This window comes from Dehalococcoidia bacterium (genome assembly GCA_025054935.1).
Classification (GTDB): domain Bacteria; phylum Chloroflexota; class Dehalococcoidia; order SpSt-223; family SpSt-223; genus JANWZD01.
Map to the genome: position 1 here is coordinate 23,825 of JANWZD010000014.1, position 18,841 is coordinate 42,665.

At 68.6% G+C, this 18,841-nt stretch carries 23 protein-coding genes and 1 tRNA gene; 11 read left to right on the forward strand and 13 right to left on the reverse strand.

All coding sequences use genetic code 11. The features are described 5' to 3' along the window. Window positions 1-93: 93 nt before the first annotated feature. On the forward strand, window positions 94-642 hold the full coding sequence (locus NZ773_13590) for a hypothetical protein (protein MCS6802957.1): 549 nt from the start codon (window positions 94-96) through the stop codon (window positions 640-642). 12 nt (window positions 643-654) lie between these two features. Here the strand turns inward: NZ773_13590 and hisIE are convergent, their stop codons facing one another. From hisIE to hisH, 5 genes are read right to left on the reverse strand one after another with little or no spacing between them, the layout of a single operon-like run. After that, entirely contained in the window at window positions 655-1,293 is a 639-nt protein-coding gene (gene hisIE, locus NZ773_13595; GenBank protein ID MCS6802958.1) for a bifunctional phosphoribosyl-AMP cyclohydrolase/phosphoribosyl-ATP diphosphatase HisIE, read from the reverse strand. Next, window positions 1,290-1,646, reverse strand: coding sequence for a hypothetical protein (locus NZ773_13600; protein ID MCS6802959.1), 357 nt, complete (start codon window positions 1,644-1,646; stop codon window positions 1,290-1,292). The genes hisIE and NZ773_13600 overlap by 4 nt, the downstream gene beginning before the upstream one ends. Then, the gene (hisF, locus tag NZ773_13605) at window positions 1,643-2,401 is read right to left on the reverse strand and encodes an imidazole glycerol phosphate synthase subunit HisF (GenBank protein ID MCS6802960.1); all 759 of its coding nucleotides are present in this window, start codon (window positions 2,399-2,401) and stop codon (window positions 1,643-1,645) included. Before hisF ends, NZ773_13600 begins: the two co-directional genes overlap by 4 nt. Further along, entirely contained in the window at window positions 2,395-3,114 is a 720-nt protein-coding gene (hisA, locus tag NZ773_13610) for a 1-(5-phosphoribosyl)-5-[(5-phosphoribosylamino)methylideneamino]imidazole-4-carboxamide isomerase (protein MCS6802961.1), read from the reverse strand. Before hisA ends, hisF begins: the two co-directional genes overlap by 7 nt. Beyond that, the gene (hisH, locus tag NZ773_13615; GenBank protein ID MCS6802962.1) at window positions 3,111-3,722 is read right to left on the reverse strand and encodes an imidazole glycerol phosphate synthase subunit HisH; all 612 of its coding nucleotides are present in this window, start codon (window positions 3,720-3,722) and stop codon (window positions 3,111-3,113) included. The genes hisA and hisH overlap by 4 nt, the downstream gene beginning before the upstream one ends. Before the next feature lie 122 nt (window positions 3,723-3,844). On the opposite strand from hisH, the gene NZ773_13620 reads away from it, so the two are divergent. Continuing rightward, entirely contained in the window at window positions 3,845-4,552 is a 708-nt protein-coding gene (locus tag NZ773_13620) for a class F sortase (GenBank protein MCS6802963.1), read from the forward strand. 13 nt (window positions 4,553-4,565) lie between these two features. After that, window positions 4,566-5,459, forward strand: a complete 894-nt coding sequence (locus NZ773_13625; protein MCS6802964.1) for a CPBP family intramembrane metalloprotease — start codon at window positions 4,566-4,568, stop codon at window positions 5,457-5,459. Between the two features lie 7 nt (window positions 5,460-5,466). Here NZ773_13625 and NZ773_13630 read toward each other — a convergent pair whose 3' ends face one another. Together NZ773_13630 and NZ773_13635 are read right to left on the reverse strand one after the other, a co-directional pair. Then, window positions 5,467-5,895 carry a hypothetical protein gene (locus tag NZ773_13630; GenBank protein MCS6802965.1) on the reverse strand — a complete coding sequence of 143 codons (429 nt, stop codon included), beginning with the start codon at window positions 5,893-5,895 and terminating at the stop codon, window positions 5,467-5,469. A 10-nt stretch (window positions 5,896-5,905) separates the two neighbouring features. Next, window positions 5,906-6,163 (reverse strand): hypothetical protein, encoded by a 258-nt coding sequence (locus NZ773_13635; protein ID MCS6802966.1) that lies wholly within the window; start codon window positions 6,161-6,163, stop codon window positions 5,906-5,908. 443 nt (window positions 6,164-6,606) lie between these two features. On the opposite strand from NZ773_13635, the gene NZ773_13640 reads away from it, so the two are divergent. From NZ773_13640 to NZ773_13660, 5 genes are all read left to right on the forward strand, one after another. Then, complete coding sequence (locus tag NZ773_13640; protein ID MCS6802967.1) at window positions 6,607-8,457, forward strand: DUF2207 domain-containing protein; 1,851 nt, start codon at window positions 6,607-6,609, stop codon at window positions 8,455-8,457. 87 nt (window positions 8,458-8,544) lie between these two features. Beyond that, the gene (locus NZ773_13645; GenBank protein ID MCS6802968.1) at window positions 8,545-9,060 is read left to right on the forward strand and encodes a hypothetical protein; all 516 of its coding nucleotides are present in this window, start codon (window positions 8,545-8,547) and stop codon (window positions 9,058-9,060) included. 135 nt (window positions 9,061-9,195) lie between these two features. Then, window positions 9,196-9,765, forward strand: a complete 570-nt coding sequence (locus tag NZ773_13650; protein MCS6802969.1) for a DsbA family protein — start codon at window positions 9,196-9,198, stop codon at window positions 9,763-9,765. Between the two features lie 117 nt (window positions 9,766-9,882). Further along, window positions 9,883-11,259: a DNA repair protein RadA gene (gene radA / locus NZ773_13655; protein ID MCS6802970.1), complete on the forward strand. Its 1,377-nt coding sequence runs from the start codon at window positions 9,883-9,885 to the stop codon at window positions 11,257-11,259. Between the two features lie 84 nt (window positions 11,260-11,343). Beyond that, complete coding sequence (locus NZ773_13660; GenBank protein ID MCS6802971.1) at window positions 11,344-12,117, forward strand: alpha/beta hydrolase; 774 nt, start codon at window positions 11,344-11,346, stop codon at window positions 12,115-12,117. A 464-nt stretch (window positions 12,118-12,581) separates the two neighbouring features. Here the strand turns inward: NZ773_13660 and ispF are convergent, their stop codons facing one another. The 4 genes from ispF to NZ773_13680 form a co-directional block, all read right to left on the reverse strand. Beyond that, window positions 12,582-13,058 (reverse strand): 2-C-methyl-D-erythritol 2,4-cyclodiphosphate synthase, encoded by a 477-nt coding sequence (ispF, locus tag NZ773_13665; protein MCS6802972.1) that lies wholly within the window; start codon window positions 13,056-13,058, stop codon window positions 12,582-12,584. Beyond that, window positions 13,049-13,705, reverse strand: coding sequence for a 2-C-methyl-D-erythritol 4-phosphate cytidylyltransferase (gene ispD, locus NZ773_13670; GenBank protein ID MCS6802973.1), 657 nt, complete (start codon window positions 13,703-13,705; stop codon window positions 13,049-13,051). Before ispD ends, ispF begins: the two co-directional genes overlap by 10 nt. Next, window positions 13,702-14,325 (reverse strand): hypothetical protein, encoded by a 624-nt coding sequence (locus NZ773_13675; GenBank protein MCS6802974.1) that lies wholly within the window; start codon window positions 14,323-14,325, stop codon window positions 13,702-13,704. The genes ispD and NZ773_13675 overlap by 4 nt, the downstream gene beginning before the upstream one ends. Window positions 14,326-14,472: 147 nt before the next feature. Then, window positions 14,473-15,138 carry a VTT domain-containing protein gene (locus NZ773_13680; protein ID MCS6802975.1) on the reverse strand — a complete coding sequence of 222 codons (666 nt, stop codon included), beginning with the start codon at window positions 15,136-15,138 and terminating at the stop codon, window positions 14,473-14,475. 137 nt (window positions 15,139-15,275) lie between these two features. Between NZ773_13680 and NZ773_13685 the strand changes: the two genes are divergently transcribed. The 3 genes from NZ773_13685 (at window position 15,276) to NZ773_13695 (ending at window position 17,219) form a co-directional block, all read left to right on the forward strand. Then, window positions 15,276-16,139: an alpha/beta fold hydrolase gene (locus NZ773_13685; GenBank protein ID MCS6802976.1), complete on the forward strand. Its 864-nt coding sequence runs from the start codon at window positions 15,276-15,278 to the stop codon at window positions 16,137-16,139. A 2-nt stretch (window positions 16,140-16,141) separates the two neighbouring features. Then, a complete protein-coding gene (locus tag NZ773_13690; protein MCS6802977.1) occupies window positions 16,142-16,516 on the forward strand; it encodes a Fic family protein in 375 nt (124 codons plus the stop codon). Between the two features lie 376 nt (window positions 16,517-16,892). Next, window positions 16,893-17,219 carry a hypothetical protein gene (locus tag NZ773_13695; GenBank protein MCS6802978.1) on the forward strand — a complete coding sequence of 109 codons (327 nt, stop codon included), beginning with the start codon at window positions 16,893-16,895 and terminating at the stop codon, window positions 17,217-17,219. A gap of 2 nt (window positions 17,220-17,221) precedes the next feature. Here the strand turns inward: NZ773_13695 and NZ773_13700 are convergent. Together NZ773_13700 and NZ773_13705 are read right to left on the reverse strand one after the other, a co-directional pair. Beyond that, window positions 17,222-17,293: transfer RNA gene (locus NZ773_13700), tRNA-Ile, on the reverse strand. 567 nt (window positions 17,294-17,860) lie between these two features. Next, entirely contained in the window at window positions 17,861-18,463 is a 603-nt protein-coding gene (locus NZ773_13705) for a serine protease (protein MCS6802979.1), read from the reverse strand. Window positions 18,464-18,841: the final 378 nt, after the last annotated feature.

Genomic DNA, 18,841 nt, shown 5'->3' on the forward strand with positions numbered 1-18,841 from the left:
GCGCAGACGGCCGGATGCCGCCTGCAGCCGAGCGGGGGCGAGTACACTTTCTCCCCGCGAGAGCGCGGAAACGGCGCTGCAGAGGAGGAGAGCGTGAGCAGCAACGCGGCCAGCCTCGGACTTATCGTCGGCGCCCTCCTCTGGATGATCTGGCCGTTCCTCGGCATGCTCGGCCTGCCGGCCCCAGCCAGCCGCATCGCGCTCGCGATGATCGTTCTCCTGCTGCTCGCCGCGCTCGTTCTCTACGCCCGCCGTGAGCAGCGCCTGCTCGCGGTCGGCGGGGCACTGATTGCAGTGGCGGGGCTGACGATCGTGCTGGCAGCGGCGACGGTTCCGTTCTGGATGCTGCCGACCGAAGCTGCCAGCCCCGGGCTGCAAACCGTTGTCGGAACCGCCGACGCTGCTGGCATGCTCGCCCTCTACTTGGGCGGCCTGTTGGTCGGGCTCGCTCGCCGGAGCGGGAGCGGCGCGGAAAGGCGCGCGGCGACGCTGCTGATCGCTGCGGCGCCGGCCGCGGGGCTGCTTGCGGCGATCGCCGCCCTCGCCGGACTGCCCTTCGGCGCTGCCGTCGCCGGCCATTGGCCGATCGGCGCGGCGCTGCTCGCGCTCGGGCTTGCCTCCCGCTCGGCCACAACCGCGTGAGCCGGGTGCAGTTCACTCAGCCGAACGGCGGGGCGCGCTGCGGCGCTCGCGGAGAACGGCGAGCACAGCGTCGGGGGTGAGGCCGCAGGCAGCGAGCAGGACAAGCGTGTGATACCACAAGTCGGCAACTTCACCCGCGAGCGGGCCGGGGTCGCCATTCTTGGCAGCGATGATCACCTCAGAGGCTTCTTCGCCGACTTTTTTGGCGATCGTGTCGATGCCGCGATCGAAGAGCGCGGCGGTGTAACTGCCGGCTGGCCGCTCGCGGCGACGTTCCTCGATCACCGCAAACAGGTCGGCAAAGAGTGCGCCGGGCGCGGCCGGCGGAAGCGTCGTCTCGCTGTCGAGCGCACGATAGAAACAGCTCGGCTCGTTGGTATGGCACGTCGGGCCGGCCGGGTCGGCAAGGACGAGCAGGACGTCATCGTCGCAGTCGCGGCGGATCTCGACAACGCGCAGGACGTTGCCGCTTGTCTCTCCCTTCTGCCAGAGCGCTCCCCGGCTCCGGCTCCAGAACCACACGACGCCGCTCTCCCGAGTACGGCGCAGCGCTTCGGCGTTCATCCAGCCGACCATCAGCACGGCGCCCGTGCCGGCGTGCTGCACCACCGCCGGAATAAGGCCATCACCGTCGAACCGAAGCGCAGTCATTCGTCATCCTCGTCAATCAGGGCAGGGCTGCAGTCGGTCTGGTGGTCGACGGGGAGCGGCGAGAACGCTTGGCGGCCGCCGACCAGCCGCCCGATCTCGGCGCAGCGCGCGAACAGCCGCGCGGCGTCTCCCTCGCTGATCACCGCGAGCCGGCGCAGGAGGGCGACCCGGTTTTCGAGGCCGATCAGCGACTCGCGCGCGCGCCCAACATGCCCGGCGCGCAGCTGGTCAGCGAGGTCGAGCGCGATCTCAACTGTTCTCGCGGCAACCATCGCCACGCCGTCGCGCGCGGGCACCGTGAGGGTCACCGCAAGGTCGGCCGCAAGGTCGAGCGCCAGCTCGAGCGCAATCATGGCAGCCGAACCGGAATGCCATGGGCGGCGAGATACCGCTTCACCTCACCGATCCGCAGCTGGCCGAAGTGGAAGACACTCGCCGCCAGCACCGCATCCGCTTTCCCCTCGACCACCGCTTGCCGGAAGTGCTCGAGGGTCCCGGCGCCGCCGCTCGCCACCACCGGCACGCTGACCACCTCTGAGATCCAGCGGGTGATGCGCAGTTCGTAGCCGTTCTTTGCGCCATCCGCATCGACGCTGTTCAGCACAATCTCGCCGGCGCCAAGCGCAACCCCGCGCCGCGCCCATTCGACCGCATCCATGCCGGTGCGCCGGCGGTTCCCGTGCGTCGTCACCTCGTAGAAGTCGCCGTTCCACCAAGCATCGATCGAGAGGACAATGCATTGTGAGCCGAAGCGATCGGCCCCGCGCGAGAGCAGGGTCGGGTCAGCGACCGCGCTCGAATTGAGCGAGACCTTATCTGCTCCCGCGAGCAGCATCCGGCGCATGTCGTCGGTCGTCCGCAGGCCGCCGCCGACAGTGAGCGGAATAAACACTTGGTCGGCAGTGCGCTCAACGACGCTCACCATGATGCCGCGATCCTCGGCGGAGGCAGTGATATCGTAGAAGACGAGCTCATCCGCCCCCTCGTCGTTGTAGAAGCGCGCCAGTTCCACCGGATCGCCGGCGTCGCGGTTGCCGGCGAACTTGACGCCTTTGGTGACGCGGCCGGCGTCGACATCGAGGCAGGGGATGACGCGGACTGTCAGCATTGGAGCGCCAACGCCGCTCGCAGGTCGAGCGTTCCATCGTAGAGGGCGCGGCCGACAATCGCGCCGGCCGCTCCGGCATCGCGGACCGCCCGCAGGTGCTCGAGGGTGGCGATGCCGCCCGCAGCGATGACCGGAAGGCCGGATGCCCGCGCCGCCGCCGTGAGGGTTGCGAGGTTCGTCCCGCCGCCTGTGCCGTCGTGGACGATATCAGTAACGATCAGCCAGCCGATGCCGGCATCGCGCGCTGCCCGCGCAAGATCCTCGACCGTCCGGCCGCTCGTCTCGCGCCAGCCGCGCACTGCCACCACGCCGTCACGCGCATCGATACTGAGGGCGAGCCGCGGGCCGAAACGCGCTGCAGCCTCCTGCAGAAACGCCGGGTCCTCGATGGCAGCGGTGCCGACGATCGCCCGGTCGATCCCCGCCGCAAAGACCTGATCAAGGAGAGAGAGCGTCCGGAGGCCGCCGCCAAGCTGGAGCGGGATATCGACCGCCTGCCGGATCGCGCGGACCGCCGTCACGTTCGCGGGATACCCGGCAGCAGCGCCGTCGAGGTCGACAAGATGGAGCCGGCGAGCGCCAGCAGCGACCCACTGCTCCGCCACCGCGACAGGGTCGTCAGCGAAGACAAGTTCGCGCGCGTAGTCGCCTTGCACGAGGCGGACAACCCGCCCGCCGCGGAGATCGACTGCCGGGATAACCTCGAACGTCATCGCTGCCCTGCCAGCCGGCAGAAGTTCTCGTAGAGGCGAAGGCCGAGCGGCCCGCTCTTTTCGGGATGGAACTGGGTCGCCACGAGATTTTCCGCTGCGAGAACAGCGGGGAAGCGGATGCCGTACTCGGTCTCGCCGAGAACGACGGCCGGGTCGTCGGGATCGGCATAGTAGCTGTGGACGAAGTAAAAATAGCTGCCGTTCGGGATGCCGTCGAAGAGAGGATGGCGCGCCTTCAGGACCACCTCGTTCCAGCCCATGTGCGGCACCTTGAGGCCGGCAGGGAGACGCCGGACGCGGCCGGGAACAATGTCGAGACAGGCTGCGCCGCCATTTTCATCGCTGACCGTCAGCAGCACCTGCAGCCCAATACACACGCCGAAGAACGGTTTGCCCGCCTTTACCGCCGCCCGCAGGGGGGCCACCAGCCCCGCCTCGCGCAGGCCGCTCATCGTGTCGGCCGCAGCGCCGACGCCCGGCAGAATGACTGCGTCGGCCCGCTCAACCTCGCTGGGGTCGCTGGTGACAACGATCGGCGCCCCGACTTTCTCGAGCGCCTTGGCAACGCTGCGCAGGTTGCCGGCTCCATAATTGACGACTGCGATCATTTTCCCGTCGGGCGAGGGGGTGGATGCGACGTCCTTCCCCGAAGTCTAACACAGCCGCTGGCGAGGACGCGGAAGCAAGCAGGTTGACTGAGCGCGGCGCCAATGGTACCATCGGCTCATCATTGCGACGCTGGAGCGAGGTGATCCCGTCCGGCGGCCAGCCGTTCCCGATCTTGCTTGCCGTAGCGGCGCTCTTCGCGGTGAGCGCGGCCTGCGCGCGCCCGGCACCGGAGTGGGATGAGCCCACTCCGATCCCCGGGCTCGACCAGATACTCCGCCCGGCCCCGTCGCCCAATCCGCTGCGCCCTCACTTCGTTATTCCGACGATGGCACCGGTGCCGGCGACGCGCAATCCTGTCGGGCTGCCGCCGGTGAAGGTGGCGACCGCTGCCGCCAACCCTGTTCATCTTCGGATTCAGGCGATCGGGTTGGACCTGCCGATCCAGCCGAGTTCGCTGACCCCGAACCGTGAACTCGCCGCGCCGAGTGATGCGCTCGGCGTCGTCTGGTACAAGGACGGCGCAAAGCCCGGGATGCGCGGAAACGCCGTCCTCACCGGCCACGTCGATTGGCAAGGCCGGCCCGGCGCCTTCTACCGGCTGAAAGAGCTGCTTCCCGGCGACATTATCCAGATTTTCGCCGCTGATGGGCAGCAGTTTCTCTACACCGTCGATACCACCCACCTGTACCGCGCTGATGACGCCCCGGTCGCCGAAATCATGGGCGCGAAGGATATTCCGCTTCTAACGCTGATCACCTGCGAGGGCACCTGGGACCCGATTCGCCAAGACTATACTCATCGTCGGGTTGTCCGGGCGATGTGGTATTGACGGCGCCGGCAGCATGACCGCGTTGGCCGAGAGCCGTCTCCTTGCGGGCGCGCGCGGCGGCGCGCTCCCTCGTCACCGACTGCTGGCAGCGCTTTTGCTCATCACGGGGCTTGCCGTCGCCTTGGGAGGAAGCTTCCTCACCGCCCCCCTCGGCTTTGCTCTCGGCCGCATTCCCGCCCCGCCGGACGTGCAGGCGGCGCTCGTCACCATCGGCGTCTTTGCCGGGATCTGGGTCGGGCTCGCGATCTGGGTGCCGCTCGCTGAGCGGCGCCCGTTCCGCTCCATCGGGCTGGAAACCGACCAGCCGATACGGCGCTATCTTGGCGGCGCCGCTGTCGGGGCCGGAATGTTCGCGGCTGTTGTCGGGCTGATGGCAGCCGTCGGCGCTGCCGCCATCGACACCATCCAGCTGGAGAGCGCAATGGTCGCTTCTCTCCTCGCCGCCGCAGCTGCCTACAGCGTGCAGGGGTCGGCAGAAGAAGCGCTCGTGCGCGGCTGGTTGCTGCCCGTCGCGAGCGTTCGCTTCGGGCTGAGCGGAGGAATGCTGATCCAGACCCTCGTTTTCACCGTGCTCCATGGGATCAACCCCGGCCTCACGCCCATCGCCGTCCTGAACCTGATCCTTGTCTCCCTCTTTCTCGGGGTGTGGGCACTGCGATCAGGAGATATCTGGCCCGTCATGGGCTGGCACGCGGCATGGAACTGGACCCAAGGCAACATCTTCGGGATCGCTGTCAGCGGCGCTCCCCCTGCGGTCGCTCCGTTCCCGGTTAAGGTGGCGGGCCCCGAGTGGCTCGCCGGCGGCGCCTTCGGTGCGGAAGCGTCGGTGATGACAAGCGTCGTTCTGAGCGTGGGGCTGCTCGCTGCGCTCAGCGCGCGCCGAGCGGGCGCTCGCCCGCCGGGGTAGGCCCGCGCTACGGCTGGGCGCCGCCGACCCAGTCGCTCTGCGCAGGGGCGGAAGCCACTTCGATATCAGCAAAGACGAGCCGGAGCGTATAGGCAGCGGTCGCGAGGATCGCCTCGTGCATCGGCCGGCCGAGAGCTGCTGTCCACCGCCGCGCCGCTTCTGACGGCTCGACAAGAGCAACGCTGCCTTCCGCGATAGCCCCAATCACGCCTGCCTCGTCCTCGCGGAGCGCTTCCGGCCGAGCAGCGTAGCTGACCTCGACGCAATGCGTGAAGATAAGCGTGATCGTCCCGAGGAGCGCCGTGCCCTCGCCTTCTGGCGAGGGGCCCGCGACCTCGACGACGACCTCGTAGTGACGATCGCCAGCGGCAAAGCCGTGCCCCGCTATCAGCTGACCGGCAACCCCGACGTAGGCGAGGACATCGCGCGGCGCCATTGCTCCGCTCCTAAACAAACAACCCGCTCAGCAGAGGTGAGCGGGTTGCCGGAGGAAGAACTGCCATCCGTCTACTCGCAGGGTCGTCGCTCGTTGACGCGCTGACGCTGGCTTTCCGCCCAGCGCTGACGCCCGACGCGAAGTGCAGCCGCCGCATCAAGCGCTCAACGGACTGACGACGCGCTTCCTTCCCAACCTTGATCAGCCGGCCGTTTGCAACGACCGCGTACGGGTGGGAGGCGTGGTCGCGCCAAATCTTCACCGTCATCCCGCTCACCTCCTTTCCGGTTGGCGTCGCCGCTTCACTGCCCAGGCAGGCCCCTCTTTTCGTGCACCGGCGCAGAGTGAGTATAGCCCGCTTGGGGCAGCTGCGCTAGCGATCGGTGCCCGATTCTCTCCGCTTTTCGACGTATTTTCCACGAGCGCGGCGCCGCTCTCTGCGCTCTCCCCGTACAATGGGAATTGACGCCCGGGCCTGGGCATCCTGTTCCGGTAGAGAGGCATCCGGTCAGTGGAATTCTGTTCCAGCCGACGACGGCCATCCCGCCCGTGCCGAGCAGTTCAGGGCTCGCGCCCGAGCGCGGAGAGCGCGAGCAGGCGCCTTCTGCTTCGGCAGCGGGCGCATGGAACGGCGCTGCGGCCGCGACCGTCGAAAGATGGTGAGCCACGATCTTCTCCCGTGCCACTCGCGCGGCTCGGAGGGGCCACAGCATGAAGACCCTGCCCGCTCTCCTACTCGCGCTCCTCGCCGGAGTTGCCTTTCTCCACGGTGTCGCGGAAGCGCAGGCGCGCTCCGTGACCATGCCCCGCCGCGACGCCGAGGTGACGATCCTTCCGAACGGCGATGTGCAGTTCGTCGAGACCTGGGTCGTCCAGTTCAGCGGCGGGCCGTTTCAGCAGGCTTTCCGCAACATCTCCATGCGGCAAACCACCGGCATCACCGACGTCGCAATCAGTGAAGGCGAGACCGCCTACCGACAGACCCTCGGGTCCGGGACACCGAACACCTACCGCGTCACCGCAGAGGGCGGGGAGACGCGCATCGAGTGGTACTTCTCGCCGACGACGAATGCGACGCGCACTTGGACTGTGCGCTACACCGTGCGCGGCTCGCTCTATCTCTACCCAGAAGGCGACCAGTTCTACTGGAAGTTCATTGAGAGCGACCGGCAGTACACGATCCAAGCGTCGCGCGTCCGGCTGACGCTTCCGAGCGAGGTCCGCCCCGACCAAATCCGCGCGACGACCTATACGAACGCCCGCGAGACGGGCGGAGCCCAGGTGAGAGATGGGCGGACTGTCGAATTCACTGGCGGGCCGTTCGGGCCGGGCGTGGAGTGGGAGCTGCGCGCGCAGTTTCCGTCTGGACTGGTCAACGCAAGCCGGGCGCCGTGGCAGGTCGAGCGCGATCGCGAGCCGTTCTACACCCTGTTTGGGCTGTTCTTTGCCGTTGTGATCGGGATCGCCGGCCCCGCCGGCGTCGTAACGCTGTGGTACCTGCGCGGCCGCGATGCGCGTCCGGGGCTTGTCGCTGAATTTCTCGCCAGCCCCCCGGATGATCTTCGTCCCGGCGTCGCCGGGGTGCTCCTCGATGAGCGCGCCGATCTGCAGGACATCATCGCGACGCTCGTCGACCTCGCCCGGCGCGGCTATCTTCAGATCATCGAGCGCGATGAGCGCGGCGCGGATCGATTCCGCTTCGTCCGGCGTGAGGGCGATCCAGCTGAACTGCAGCCGCATGAGCGGCTGTTGCTGGAAGCCGTCTTCGGCTCAAAGACGCAGACGGATCTCAGCGAACTGCGGAATAAGTTCTACCTGCAGATCCCCTCGCTCCAGCGGGCATTAATGCGTGCCGTCGTGGAGGCGGGCCTCTTTCCGCGCAGCCCTTCCACTACCCGAGCGATCTACGCGGCGCTCGGCGGCGCGGTGCTGCTAGCAGGACTCGCCGCGTTCGTGCTGGCGACGTCCTCCTCGTCGGCGCTCGTGGCGCGCGTTATCGGGTTCCCGAGCGTCCCCGTCATGCTGACGGGCCTGCTGCTGATCCTGTTCAGCCCGGCGATGCCGCGACGCACCGAGAAGGGCGCCCAGGCTGCCGCCAAGTGGCGCGCGTTCCGGCGCTATCTGGAGCACATCGACCGCTACACGAATGTTGCTGAAGCGAAGGACCAGTTCGAGCGCTATCTCCCCTACGCGATTGCTTTCGGGGTGGAGCGGAGCTGGGTGGATCGATTCGCCCGGGTCGACACGCCGGCGCCGGTCTGGTACCTCCCAGAGCGGGTGTACGAGACGGGCGGATGGGGCCGCTCTAGCCGTACGAGCGGCGACTGGAGAGGCACGGGGAGCAGCAGCGGCGACCGTGGAGGCCTGCCATCGCTCGATGAAGCCGCGGCGCGGTCGCTGGGCGGACTGAACGCGATGAGCGCCGGCTTTTTCTCGATGCTGAACTCTACTTCGTCGGTCTTCACGAGCGTGCCGCGATCGTCGGGAAGCGGCGGCGGCTGGTCTGGCGGCGGGGGCGGCGGCGGAGGCGGCGGGGGCGGCGGGTCGAGCGGCTTCCGCTAGCGTCGCCGCCCCGCCCGCGCAGCAGAGTGCTACGCTCTGTGGCGCCATGCATCTTTGCCCCGGCTGGGGCATATCGGAAGAGGGCGAATGGGACGCGTGCTCGGCCTCATTGTGATCGCAGTCGGTGTTGGGATCTGCGCGGTCGTCTCACTGTTCATCGGCTCCGGCCTTTTGACCAACCAGCTGACGCTCGCGGGCGCGGTGCTCGGGATCGGGCTGTTCGGCGGCATGCCGCTTCTGCTGCTGAGCGGCATCGGCGCGTTCCTCTTTTTCCGCGGCCGCGCCGAAGAGAAAGAACTGGCCGAAATCCGGAAGAAGGAGCGGCTGCTTGGCCTGATCTCGGCGCAGGGGCAGGTGTCCCTCGGGTCGGCGATGATCGAACTGAAGATGACGCGCGACGAAGTGCAGAACGCGATCTACGACCTCGTCAACCAAGGCCTGTTCGCCGGTTATATCGACTGGACAACGCAGACCTTCTACTCGAAAGATGCTGCCCAGGTCGGCAGCACGAAATGCCCGAACTGCGGCGGTGTCCGCGAGGTCGCCGGCAAGGGGATTGTCCGCTGTCCCTACTGCGGCGTGACGCTCTTCATCCCTGCCTGAGCGCATCGGCGGAGAGAGGCGGACTACCGCGGAATGCGCTACGCTCCGCGTGATCCCGCCGCCCGAGGAGGCAGCATGCACCGAGCGCCGCTGCCGGTCACCGTCTGGAGCGACTTCGTCTGACCGTGGTGCTTCATGGCGGTGTCCGGTCTGGACACCTTGGCCCGCGCCGAGCCGATCGTCGTCACGTGGAAAGCGTTCGAGCTGCGCCCGCCCGAAGCGCCGCCGCTGCCGCCGGAGGTCGTCGCGCAGTACCGCCAGCGCATCGCCGCCCAGAGCGAGCGGATGCGCCAGTACGCCCGCGCGGTCTTTGGCCTCGAGATGCGCCAGCCGGAACGCCCCGCATCCAGCCGTCTCGCTCACCAAGCCGCCAAATGGGCAGAAGCGCGCGGCGCGGGCGACTGCTACCGCCGCGCGCTCTTTGCTGCCTATTGGCAGGAGGGCCGCGACATCGGCGACCTTTCCGTCCTGACGGCGCTCGCGGCCGACTGCGGGCTGGATGCTGCAGCGCTGCAGGCGGACCTCGCTGCCGGCCGCTTTGTCGAGGACGTGCAGGCCGACAGCGCCGAAGCGCACGCGGCCGGCATCTCCGGCGTTCCCGCGTTTGTCTTCGCGGGCAAGTACCTCGTCACGGGCGCGCAGCCGCCCGAGACGCTGCGGCGCATCGCTGCGCTCGTCCGCGAACAGCTCGCGGCTGAGGGCTGAGCAGCCTCCGCAGCACGCTACACCTTCGAGAGCGACGGCGTCCAACTGGCTCTCGCCCAGTAGGCGATCGGCAGCGCGATCTGGTACATTTGTTCTATCTTATCGGCGAGGCGATCGATGGCGAAGACACGCACGCGTACTGTCTTCTGCTGCCAGCAATGCGGCGGCGAGCAGTCAAAATGGCTCGGGCGCTGCCCCGAATGCGGCACGTGGAACAGCCTTGTTGAGATGCAGGTCGAGCGGAGCGCCCCGGGAGCTGTCACCGCCTCGCTGCCGAAAGCGGAGCCGCAATCGCTGCCGACGATCACCGCCGACCGCGTCGAGCGGATCACCGTCGCCTACGAGGAATTCAACCGGGTGCTCGGCGGCGGCATCGTGCCGGGGTCGCTCATTCTGATCGGCGGGGAGCCGGGCGTCGGCAAGAGCACCCTGCTCGCTCAGATCTCCGGCGCGCTCGTCCGAACGATCGGGACTGTGCTCTATATCTCCGGCGAGGAGTCGGTGCAGCAGATCAAGCTGCGGGCCGACCGCCTCGGCATCAACGACGCCGGTCTCTATCTCCTCGCGGAAACGTCGCTCGACAACGCGATGGCGGCGATGGAGCGCCTGCAGCCCCGCGCGGTCGTTGTCGATTCGATCCAGACAATGTACCTCGACGACCTCGAATCGGCGGCAGGGTCGGTCAGCCAAGTGCGCGAGTGCGCTGTCCGCCTGCAGCGCTGGGCGAAGGCGCGGCATGTCCCCATCTTCCTTGTCGGCCACGTCACCAAAGAGGGCGCGATCGCGGGGCCGCGCGTGCTTGAGCACATCGTCGACTGCGTGCTCTACCTCGAGGGCGAGCGGTTCCAAAGCTATCGGCTGCTCCGCAGCACCAAAAACCGGTTCGGCTCCACCTACGAGGTGGGGGTCTTCGAGATGCGGGGCGACGGCCTGGTCGAGGTGCACAACCCTTCTGCTGCCTTCCTCGCCGAGCGCTCCGCCGCCGCGACCGGTTCGGCGGTGACCGTGACGATGGAAGGCACCCGCCCCATCCTTGTCGAGATCCAAGCCCTTACCAGCCCAAGCCCCTCCAGCCTCACCCGCCGCACCGCCAACGGCATCGACCCGAACCGGCTGCACCTGCTGACCGCCGTGCTCACTAAGCGCGTCGGGCTGAACCTGAGCGCGCAGGATGTCTTCGTCAACGTCGTCGGCGGACTGAAGATCGGCGAACCGGCGGCCGACCTCGCCGTCGCGCTTGCCATCGCCTCGTCGTATCGCGACCTCCCGCTCGACCATGAAACGGTCTACCTCGGCGAAGTCGGCCTCGGCGGCGAACTGCGTTCCACCGGCCAGCTCGAGCGGCGGCTGCTCGAAGCGGCGAAGCTCGGCTTCAACCAAGCCCTCATTCCCGCCGCCGTCAAGCGCGACCGGATTAAGGTCGACGGGATGCGCCTGATCCCGGTGCCTGACCTTGCCTCGGCGATCGCGGTGTTTGACCCGCTCCCGTTTTGAGCGGCGGACCACCGCGTCCCTCGACCTCGCCTCGAGGATCGGGCGGTTCGCCGCCTCGAGTACGATCCGCCAGCAGGAGGACCGATGCGCCGCGGCTACACCACCACCTCCCACGGCCAACTTCACTTCCGCGAGGCAGGCACAGGCGAGCCGCTTGTCCTTCTTCACCACTCGACCCGATCGTCGGATGTCTGGCGCGAGATTGCGCCGTGTCTCGCGGCGCGGTTTCGCGTTCTCGCGCTCGACACGCCGGGTTTCGGCAGCTCGCCGCCGCCCGCCGCGCCGCCCGGGCTCGCCGGCTACACGCAGGCGTTTCTTGAGGCGCTTGACTCCCTTGGGGTCGACCGCTTCGCCCTGTTCGGCTTTCTGACGGGTGCGGCGCTCGCCCTCGAACTCGCGGCGCGCGCGCCGAGCCGGGTGACCAAGCTGATCCTCGGCGCCTGCCCGGTGATCGACGACCGCGAGGCATGGCTCCGCAGCGCCCGGATCACCCCCCTGCAGCCGGACGGCAGCCATCTGACAGCAATCTGGACTAACTACGCTGCCGGCGCCTACCGCGGCTGGGGAACGCTTGAGCAGATGCAGCGCGCAACCATCGACAGCGCCGCCGCCGGGCCCGTCCACGCCCACTTCGCCCATCTAGCGGTCGCCGAACTGGATGTCAAGGCGCGCATCCCGCTGGTCGCCGCGCCGACGCTGCTAGTGTATGGGACGCGAGGACCGTTCGCAGAGCGGCAAGCCGAGATCGCCCCGCTCTTCCGCGCTGCTGAGCGCGTTGCGATTGAGAGCGGCCCGCTCATCATGCAGGAGCGTCCGGATGTGCTCTGCCGCATCGTGACCGACTTTCTCTCGCGCTAGACCACGCCGCGGCAGCCGCATTCGAGCGCGGCCGCCATCACGCCAGCAGCGGACCGCGCTGCTGCCGTACCGGTCGAAGAGGACGACCTCCTCGACGCCGCGGCGCCGGAAGAACAGCGAACCGATCGGGTGGTCCTGCGTCTCCGAGCTCGGCCGACAATTGCTGCGACTGCGTCCGGAAGGAGCGAGACCGTTCCGGAGCATCGTTCTGGCTCGGGCAGGAGAGCAGCGGCAAGGAACCGAAGAAGAACAGCAGCGTCGTGCTCGCAGCCCCTCCATCGGCGAGCGCGGCGCTCCGGTCGGCCGGCTGGCGAACCCGATCGGGCTGGTTCAGCTCGCCCGGCGACCATTCCCGACGCGGCACATCCTTGATGAGCGACGGCCGGACCGGCTGCGCCGGAAGCGACAAGAGCGTCCCGCCGCCGCGCGCTGGCGCAGCGGCTCCGTCATACCGTCCCGCGCGTTTACACCCTTCGTTCGACGAGGGCGACCGCCTGCGCCGCAATCCCGTCGCGCCGGCCGGTGAAGCCGAGGCCGTCGGTCGTCGTCGCTTTGACGCTCACTGCCGCAACCGGCAGGCCGAGGTCAGCCGCGATCGCTGCGCGCATCGCTTGGCGGTAGGGGGCGAGCCGCGGCTGCTCAGCGATGATGACCAAGTCGAGGTTGACGACACGCCAGCCGGCAGCTGCGAGCATCGCTGCTGCCTCGCGCAGCAGCAGCCGGCTCGAGATGCCGCGGTAGCGGGGGTCGGAGGAGGGAAAATGCTCCCCGATATCCCCAAGCCCTGCCGCCCCGAGCAGGGCATCGATCGCCGCGTGCAGGGCGGCATCGCCGTCGGAATGCCCTTCGAGGCCGTGGTCGTAATCGATCTCGACCCCGCCGAGGACGAGCCGGCGCCCCGGAACGAGGCGGTGCGCGTCGACGCCGAGACCTACCCGCACCGCAGGATCGCCTCCGCGAGCGCCAAGTCAGCCGCTGTCGTCACCTTGAAGTTGCGCTCCGATCCGAGAAAGACACGCACCGGCACGCCAAGCGCCTCGACCGCTGCCGCATCGTCGGTCACGTCGCTTTCTGTCTCGAGCGCCCGCTCGAGGAGGGCAGAGCGGAAGATTTGGGGCGTCTGAGCCGCCCAGAGGCGGGCGCGGTCGACAGTGGCGATGATCTGGTCGTTCTCGACGCGCTTGAGCGTGTCGCGCACCGGCAGGGCAGCGATCGCGGCGCCGGTGGCGCGAGCGGCCTCGAGACCTCGGGCAACGACTTCGGGCGTCACCAGCGGCCGCGCGGCATCGTGGATCAGCACCCACTCCGCTTGGGCAGCGCGCACGCCGGCAAGCACCGAGTCTTGCCGGCGCGCTCCGCCGACCGTCACGGCGCGCAGCTTCGTCCAGCCGTACTCCGCGGCAAGCGCCCACGCTCGCCCCACCTTCTCCTCCCGCAGGACGAGGACAATCCCGTCTACCTCGGGCGACTCCTCAAACGCCGCGACGGCGTGGGCGAGTACCGGCCGGCCGGCAAGCTCGGCAAACACCTTATCGCCCCCAAAGCGGCGGCCGCTCCCAGCGCCGACGATGACCGCGACAACGCTCATCGCGTCAGCTCGCGGGCCGGCGCGCTCAGTTCCGCCGGCGCATGGCCATTCCCGAGGGGCGAGACGGCCGGCAGGCGCTCGACCCGAGGAGCCGCGATCCGCTCGGCCGACAGGCGACGAACAAGCAGCCGCCGGACTACGCCCGGCCGCCCGGCGAAGGCGAGCGCCCCCGCGAGGCCGCAGCCAGCGGTGATCGCGAAGGGGACCCAGGCCCCCACGCCCTCATCGAGGCGCGGCAGCGGGTGCACGAGGAGCAGGCCTGTGAGGAGACCGAGGATCGCGCCGAGTGCCGCACCGGCGAGGCGGTACGGGCCGAGGCGGCCCAGCAGTTCGATCGCCCACAGCACCGGGCGGGTTGTCAGCAGCGGCGCGGCGATCGCCGCCAAGGCCGCGGTGCCCACCACCGCCAGCAGGAGAAAGCGCGATTCGAGCAGGTCAACGTAGACGACGCCCTCCTCTGCCAGCCACTCCCCCACCGCGCGGCCGGCCCAGAGCGCGGCGACAAGCCGGAGCGGCAGCTCGATCAGCGCAAGGAGAACAGTGCGGGTCCACCACCAGGGCCGCACCCGCAGAAACCGCGCCTGCGGGCGGTAGGAGCGGCGACGAATGGAACGGCGCACGCGCAGATCCTAGTCGAAACTGCTGACCGAACTCGACCGCGAGTGGCGCGGGAATGCTGCCTCAGTTCGGCCGGCAGCGGCGCAGCGTTGCCCTCCCTGCAGCGCAGGACAACTGCGACCTTCCCGCAGGACGGTCGGGAACGCTGCTCAGTTTTCAGCACCCGCTCGGCGGAAAATCCGGCGGCGGAGGAGGTTAACGGCCGTCTGCCGGTAGTCCTGCCAGAGATGAACGAGCGTGGGCAGCGCCGAGACGAAGATGATGAGCAAGATGATCGGGATGAGATACTTATCGACATCAGGAATAACGCTGCCGAGGAAGTAGCCGGCAAGCGTCACCCCGATCGCCCACAGCACCGCGCCGAAGATGTTGTAGAAGACAAAATCGCGATAGCGCATTGAGCCGATGCCCGCGACGATCGGGGCGAACGTGCGGATCGCCGGCAAAAAGCGCGCTAAGACGATCGTCTTCCCGCCGTGTTTCCGATAGAACGCTTCGGTCCGCTCGATGTTCTTCCGGTGGAAGAAGAACGATTCTTCCCGGTCGAACAAGCGCCGGCCGACGCGATGGCCGAACCAGTAGCCGACTTGGTCGCCGGCGACAGCGGCGATAAAGCAGCCGACAAGCAGGAGCGGCAGATTGAGGTAGCCCTGGCTCGCGAGAAACCCCGCGGTGAAGAGCAAGCTGTCGCCAGGCAAGAAGAAGCCGAACAGCAGCCCGCTCTCGGCGAAGACGATGGCAAAGATGATGAAATGCGCGAACAGCCCGAACGCCGTCACGGCGTCCTTCATCAGGTGAGCAAGTTCGAAATGCACGAAACCTCCTGGCGCGTCAGTGCGGCGGCCCGGCGGAACTGTAGCGAAAATCGTTCGCGTTCGCCTACTGGTTGGCCTGCCCGCCTTTTGCGTGCGGCAGCGCAAGCGGCCGGCGCCGGCTGTGCTATAACCAGACAGTGGCGACCTTCGTCCTCGTGCACGGCTCGTTTCATGGCGGCTGGTGCTGGGCGCGCGTCCGGCCGCTGCTGCGCGCGCTTGGCCACGAGGTGTTTACGCCGACCCTCACCGGCCTAGGCGACCGCGCCCACGCCGCAACGCGCGACACCGGGCTGGAAACGCATCTGCTCGATCTGACGCAGCTGCTCGTCTTTGAAGATCTCTCCGAAGTGATTCTCGTCGGCCACAGCTACGGCTGCGTTCTCGCCACCGCGCTGCTCCATCGGGTCCCCGAGCGGCTCGCGCATATCGTCTACCTCGACGCCGGCATTCCCGAGGAGGGGCAATCGGCGTGGGACCTCTTCGACGAGGCGACGCGAATGAGCATTCGCCAGCGAATGGCCGCGCGAGGATGCGACTGGCTGGTGCCGCCGCCTCCGCTCGAAGCGCTCGGCATCACCGACGCAGCGGATGCGGCTTGGGTCGCGCCGCGGCTGACGCCGATGCCGCTGAAAGCGTGGACCGACCCGGTGCGGCTCGGCAATCCCGCCGCAGCGGCGGTGCCCTGCTCGATGATCGCCTGCACGCGCGGCGGCGCGCGCGCCGTCCAGACTAGCCGACTCCAAGCGATCGCGGCGCGGCGCGGGTGGCCCTACTTCGAACTGGAGAGCGGTCACGATGCGATGGTGACCCATCCGCTGGAGCTGAGCGCGCTTCTGCTGGCGATCGCGGAGCAGCCAAGACCAGCACCGTCCCTCGCGGGCCTCCCGCTCTCTGCTGCTGCCCGCCGCGGCGAGGCGACCCTCGGCGCAGACTTGCGCGCCGTCATCGAAGAGCGGTGGGAGCGCTATCGCCCTGCGCTCAAGCGGCTGGGCGACCGCTGACCATGGGATACCGCTATCTGTCGGCAGACGAACTCGTGGCGCTGCAGCGGCGGCTCGGCGGCAGCAGCGACGTCGATGCCGACCGGCTCGACGCCCTTGTCGCGCGGCCGGCGCTCGCCGCCCAGTACGATAACGCCGACCTCATTCGCCAAGCCGCCCTCCTTGTCGCAGGGATCGTCTGCCTCCAGCCGTTTCCGAACGGCAATCGGCGCCTTGCCCTTGTCGCCGGCGATCTCTTCATCGCAATCAACGGCTTCCGCCTCACCGCTGACCTCCTCGAATTCGCCGACCAGATCGTCAATCTCCCTGCCGCCCTCGAGGAGGCTGCCGATACGCTCGAGGCGTGGCTCCGCCGCCGCGTCCGCTTCGACGGCTGACGCGCCAGGGAGCCGCACTGCCGGACCGCCAAGAACCAAACACGCCGCGAACGACGCGCCCAAAAACGGCGCCTCGGCTCACGGCGTTGGCTCGACGTTGAACCTTCTTCGCCCCACTGCGCGCGCTGCGGTCGGACTGCCGAACAGCGCTGATCGGCCTGCGTTATGAAGCATACCAACACTCTATAAGCGGCCCGTGAAATTTGTTCTTCGGCTGTAAAAACGAGGTAAGCAGTCGGTCAAGGGGTGCGACTGACTCCTGCCGGCCGACAAGCGCCGCGGTCGGCCACGACTGCTGAGCAACCCCTAGACACCAGGCAGGCAAGTACGGTAGGATGAGGAGGACGATCGTCCTAGGACGATCGGGGAGACCAGGATGGGCGTTCCGGTGACGATTGCCGGCTATCGCGCGGTGGCCGCTCCCGCGGACGGCCAATCGTGCGCACCGCGCCCCATCGCCCCACTCTATCGCGTCGAGCCAGCCGCTCCTCCCGCCGCGCCTGGTCCAGCAGAGAGCGCGTTTCCGTGGGGCCCTGCCGCACAGCTCACTTTGACCCCCCTTGGGGAAGCGGTGCTGCGAGCGGACCGATCGCGCCTCGTCCTCAGCTCTGAGCGGCTTGACCGCGTCCGGCGGCTGATCGCGGCGGAAGGATGCGCCCCGACGGTTCTCGAGCGTGCCGTCGCGCTGCTAACAGGCGAGTGAGGTGGGCCCGTCAGGATTCGAACCTGAAACCCGCCGGTTATGAGCCGGATGCTCTGCCGTTGAGCTACGGGCCCGCCGTTCGAGTATAGCCGGTAGCGCCCCTCTGCTATCACGTACACTCTCCTGCCGTGAGCATTTTCTCAGCGCTTCCCGCGGGCTCCTCCTTCCAGTCCGCGATCGGCTCCGCAATGCCGCGCCGGCCGTCGCTCGCCGCTGCGCCTTCGACCTACACGCGCGACCGCTTCTTAGAGCGCGTGCCGGACGCCGTCCGCCGCGCTCTTCCCCCCGCGCTGCGCGACTTCCGCACGCGCAAACGGTGGGGGCTGGTCCAACTGAGCTACGGCACTCCCCGGCTCCACTACGAGATTTGGCTGCGGACAACTGCCGATTTGATCGAACTCGGTCTCCATCTGGAGGCCGACGCGGCGACGAATGCCCGCATTCTGGAGAGGATCGCCGAGCATGCCCTCGAGGTGCGCGAGATGCTCGGGCCGGCGTGCGATCTCGAAGCGTGGACCTCGACTTGGGGCCGGGTGCACACCGTTCTGCCGCTCACTCCCCTCGACGACCGCCGTCTGGAACAATGCGCGCGCTGGCTTGCTCGCTGCATCGAGACGCTGCAGCCGCTCGTGGAAGCCGCCCTAGGGGGCCATTGCCGCGTGGATGAGCGCAGCGGGGACGACATGGGTCAGGCGCTTGCCCGTGGCGAGGTCGTCGCTGCCGCCGACGACGACGCCGAGGAGCCCGCCCTGGCTATCGAAGAGCGCCCCGCCAGAATCGCCGCCCCCCGCTGACGAGTCGACCATCAACGTTGGATACGCACGCACTCCATACGGCTGATACAGGAAGAGCGGCCCCCCGATCCGCGCGAGCGTCGCCGTGCGCGCAGCGGGCGGGTCCGGATATCCCAGTCGGTAGCCGACAACGTAGCAGAGCGCGCCCGGCGGAGGGGGCGTGAGAACGAGCGACCGCGGCGCAGCCGGCAGGTCGACCGCAGCGGCGAGAAAGGCGATATCCGACTGCGGATAGGCAGCAGCCAGCCGCGCCTCGATCGCCGGCCCGCCCGGAAACTCAAGGCGGAACTCGGTGCCGAGCGCCACGACATGAAACGCCGTCACCGCGAGCCGCTGCCCGACCACCACGCCCGACCCCCACGTCGAGGGGTCGAGGGGGCGGCCGTCGCGGCCGCGAGCGAGGACAACGCGGGGCACCGCCGCGCGCCACGCCGGGTCGACCGAAACCACGGTGCCGACGGGCGCTTGGGTGGGCAGCGGAGCGGGCGCAGGCGGCGCCGCAGTGGGCGAGGGCAGAACCGGCGGGGCTGTAGGCGAGGGCGGAGCCAGAGGCAGCGCCGGCGTCGGGCTGAGCGAGGGCGCTGTCGGGCTCGCTGACGGCGATCGCGTCGGGCTCGGGGAGGGCGGCGCGCTCGTCCGCGTCGCCGGCGGCGGTGTCGGGCTGGGCGGGAGCGGCGTGATCGTCCGCGTCGCTGGGACCGTCGGCGACGCGAGAGGCGCCGTTGGAGCGGCCGAGGGTCCGAGGATAAGGTTCGGTGTCGGGCTGGGCGCCGCGGCATTGGCCGCCGGCGATGCGAGCGGCGGCCTGCCAGCAAGGGCAGCGGCGCT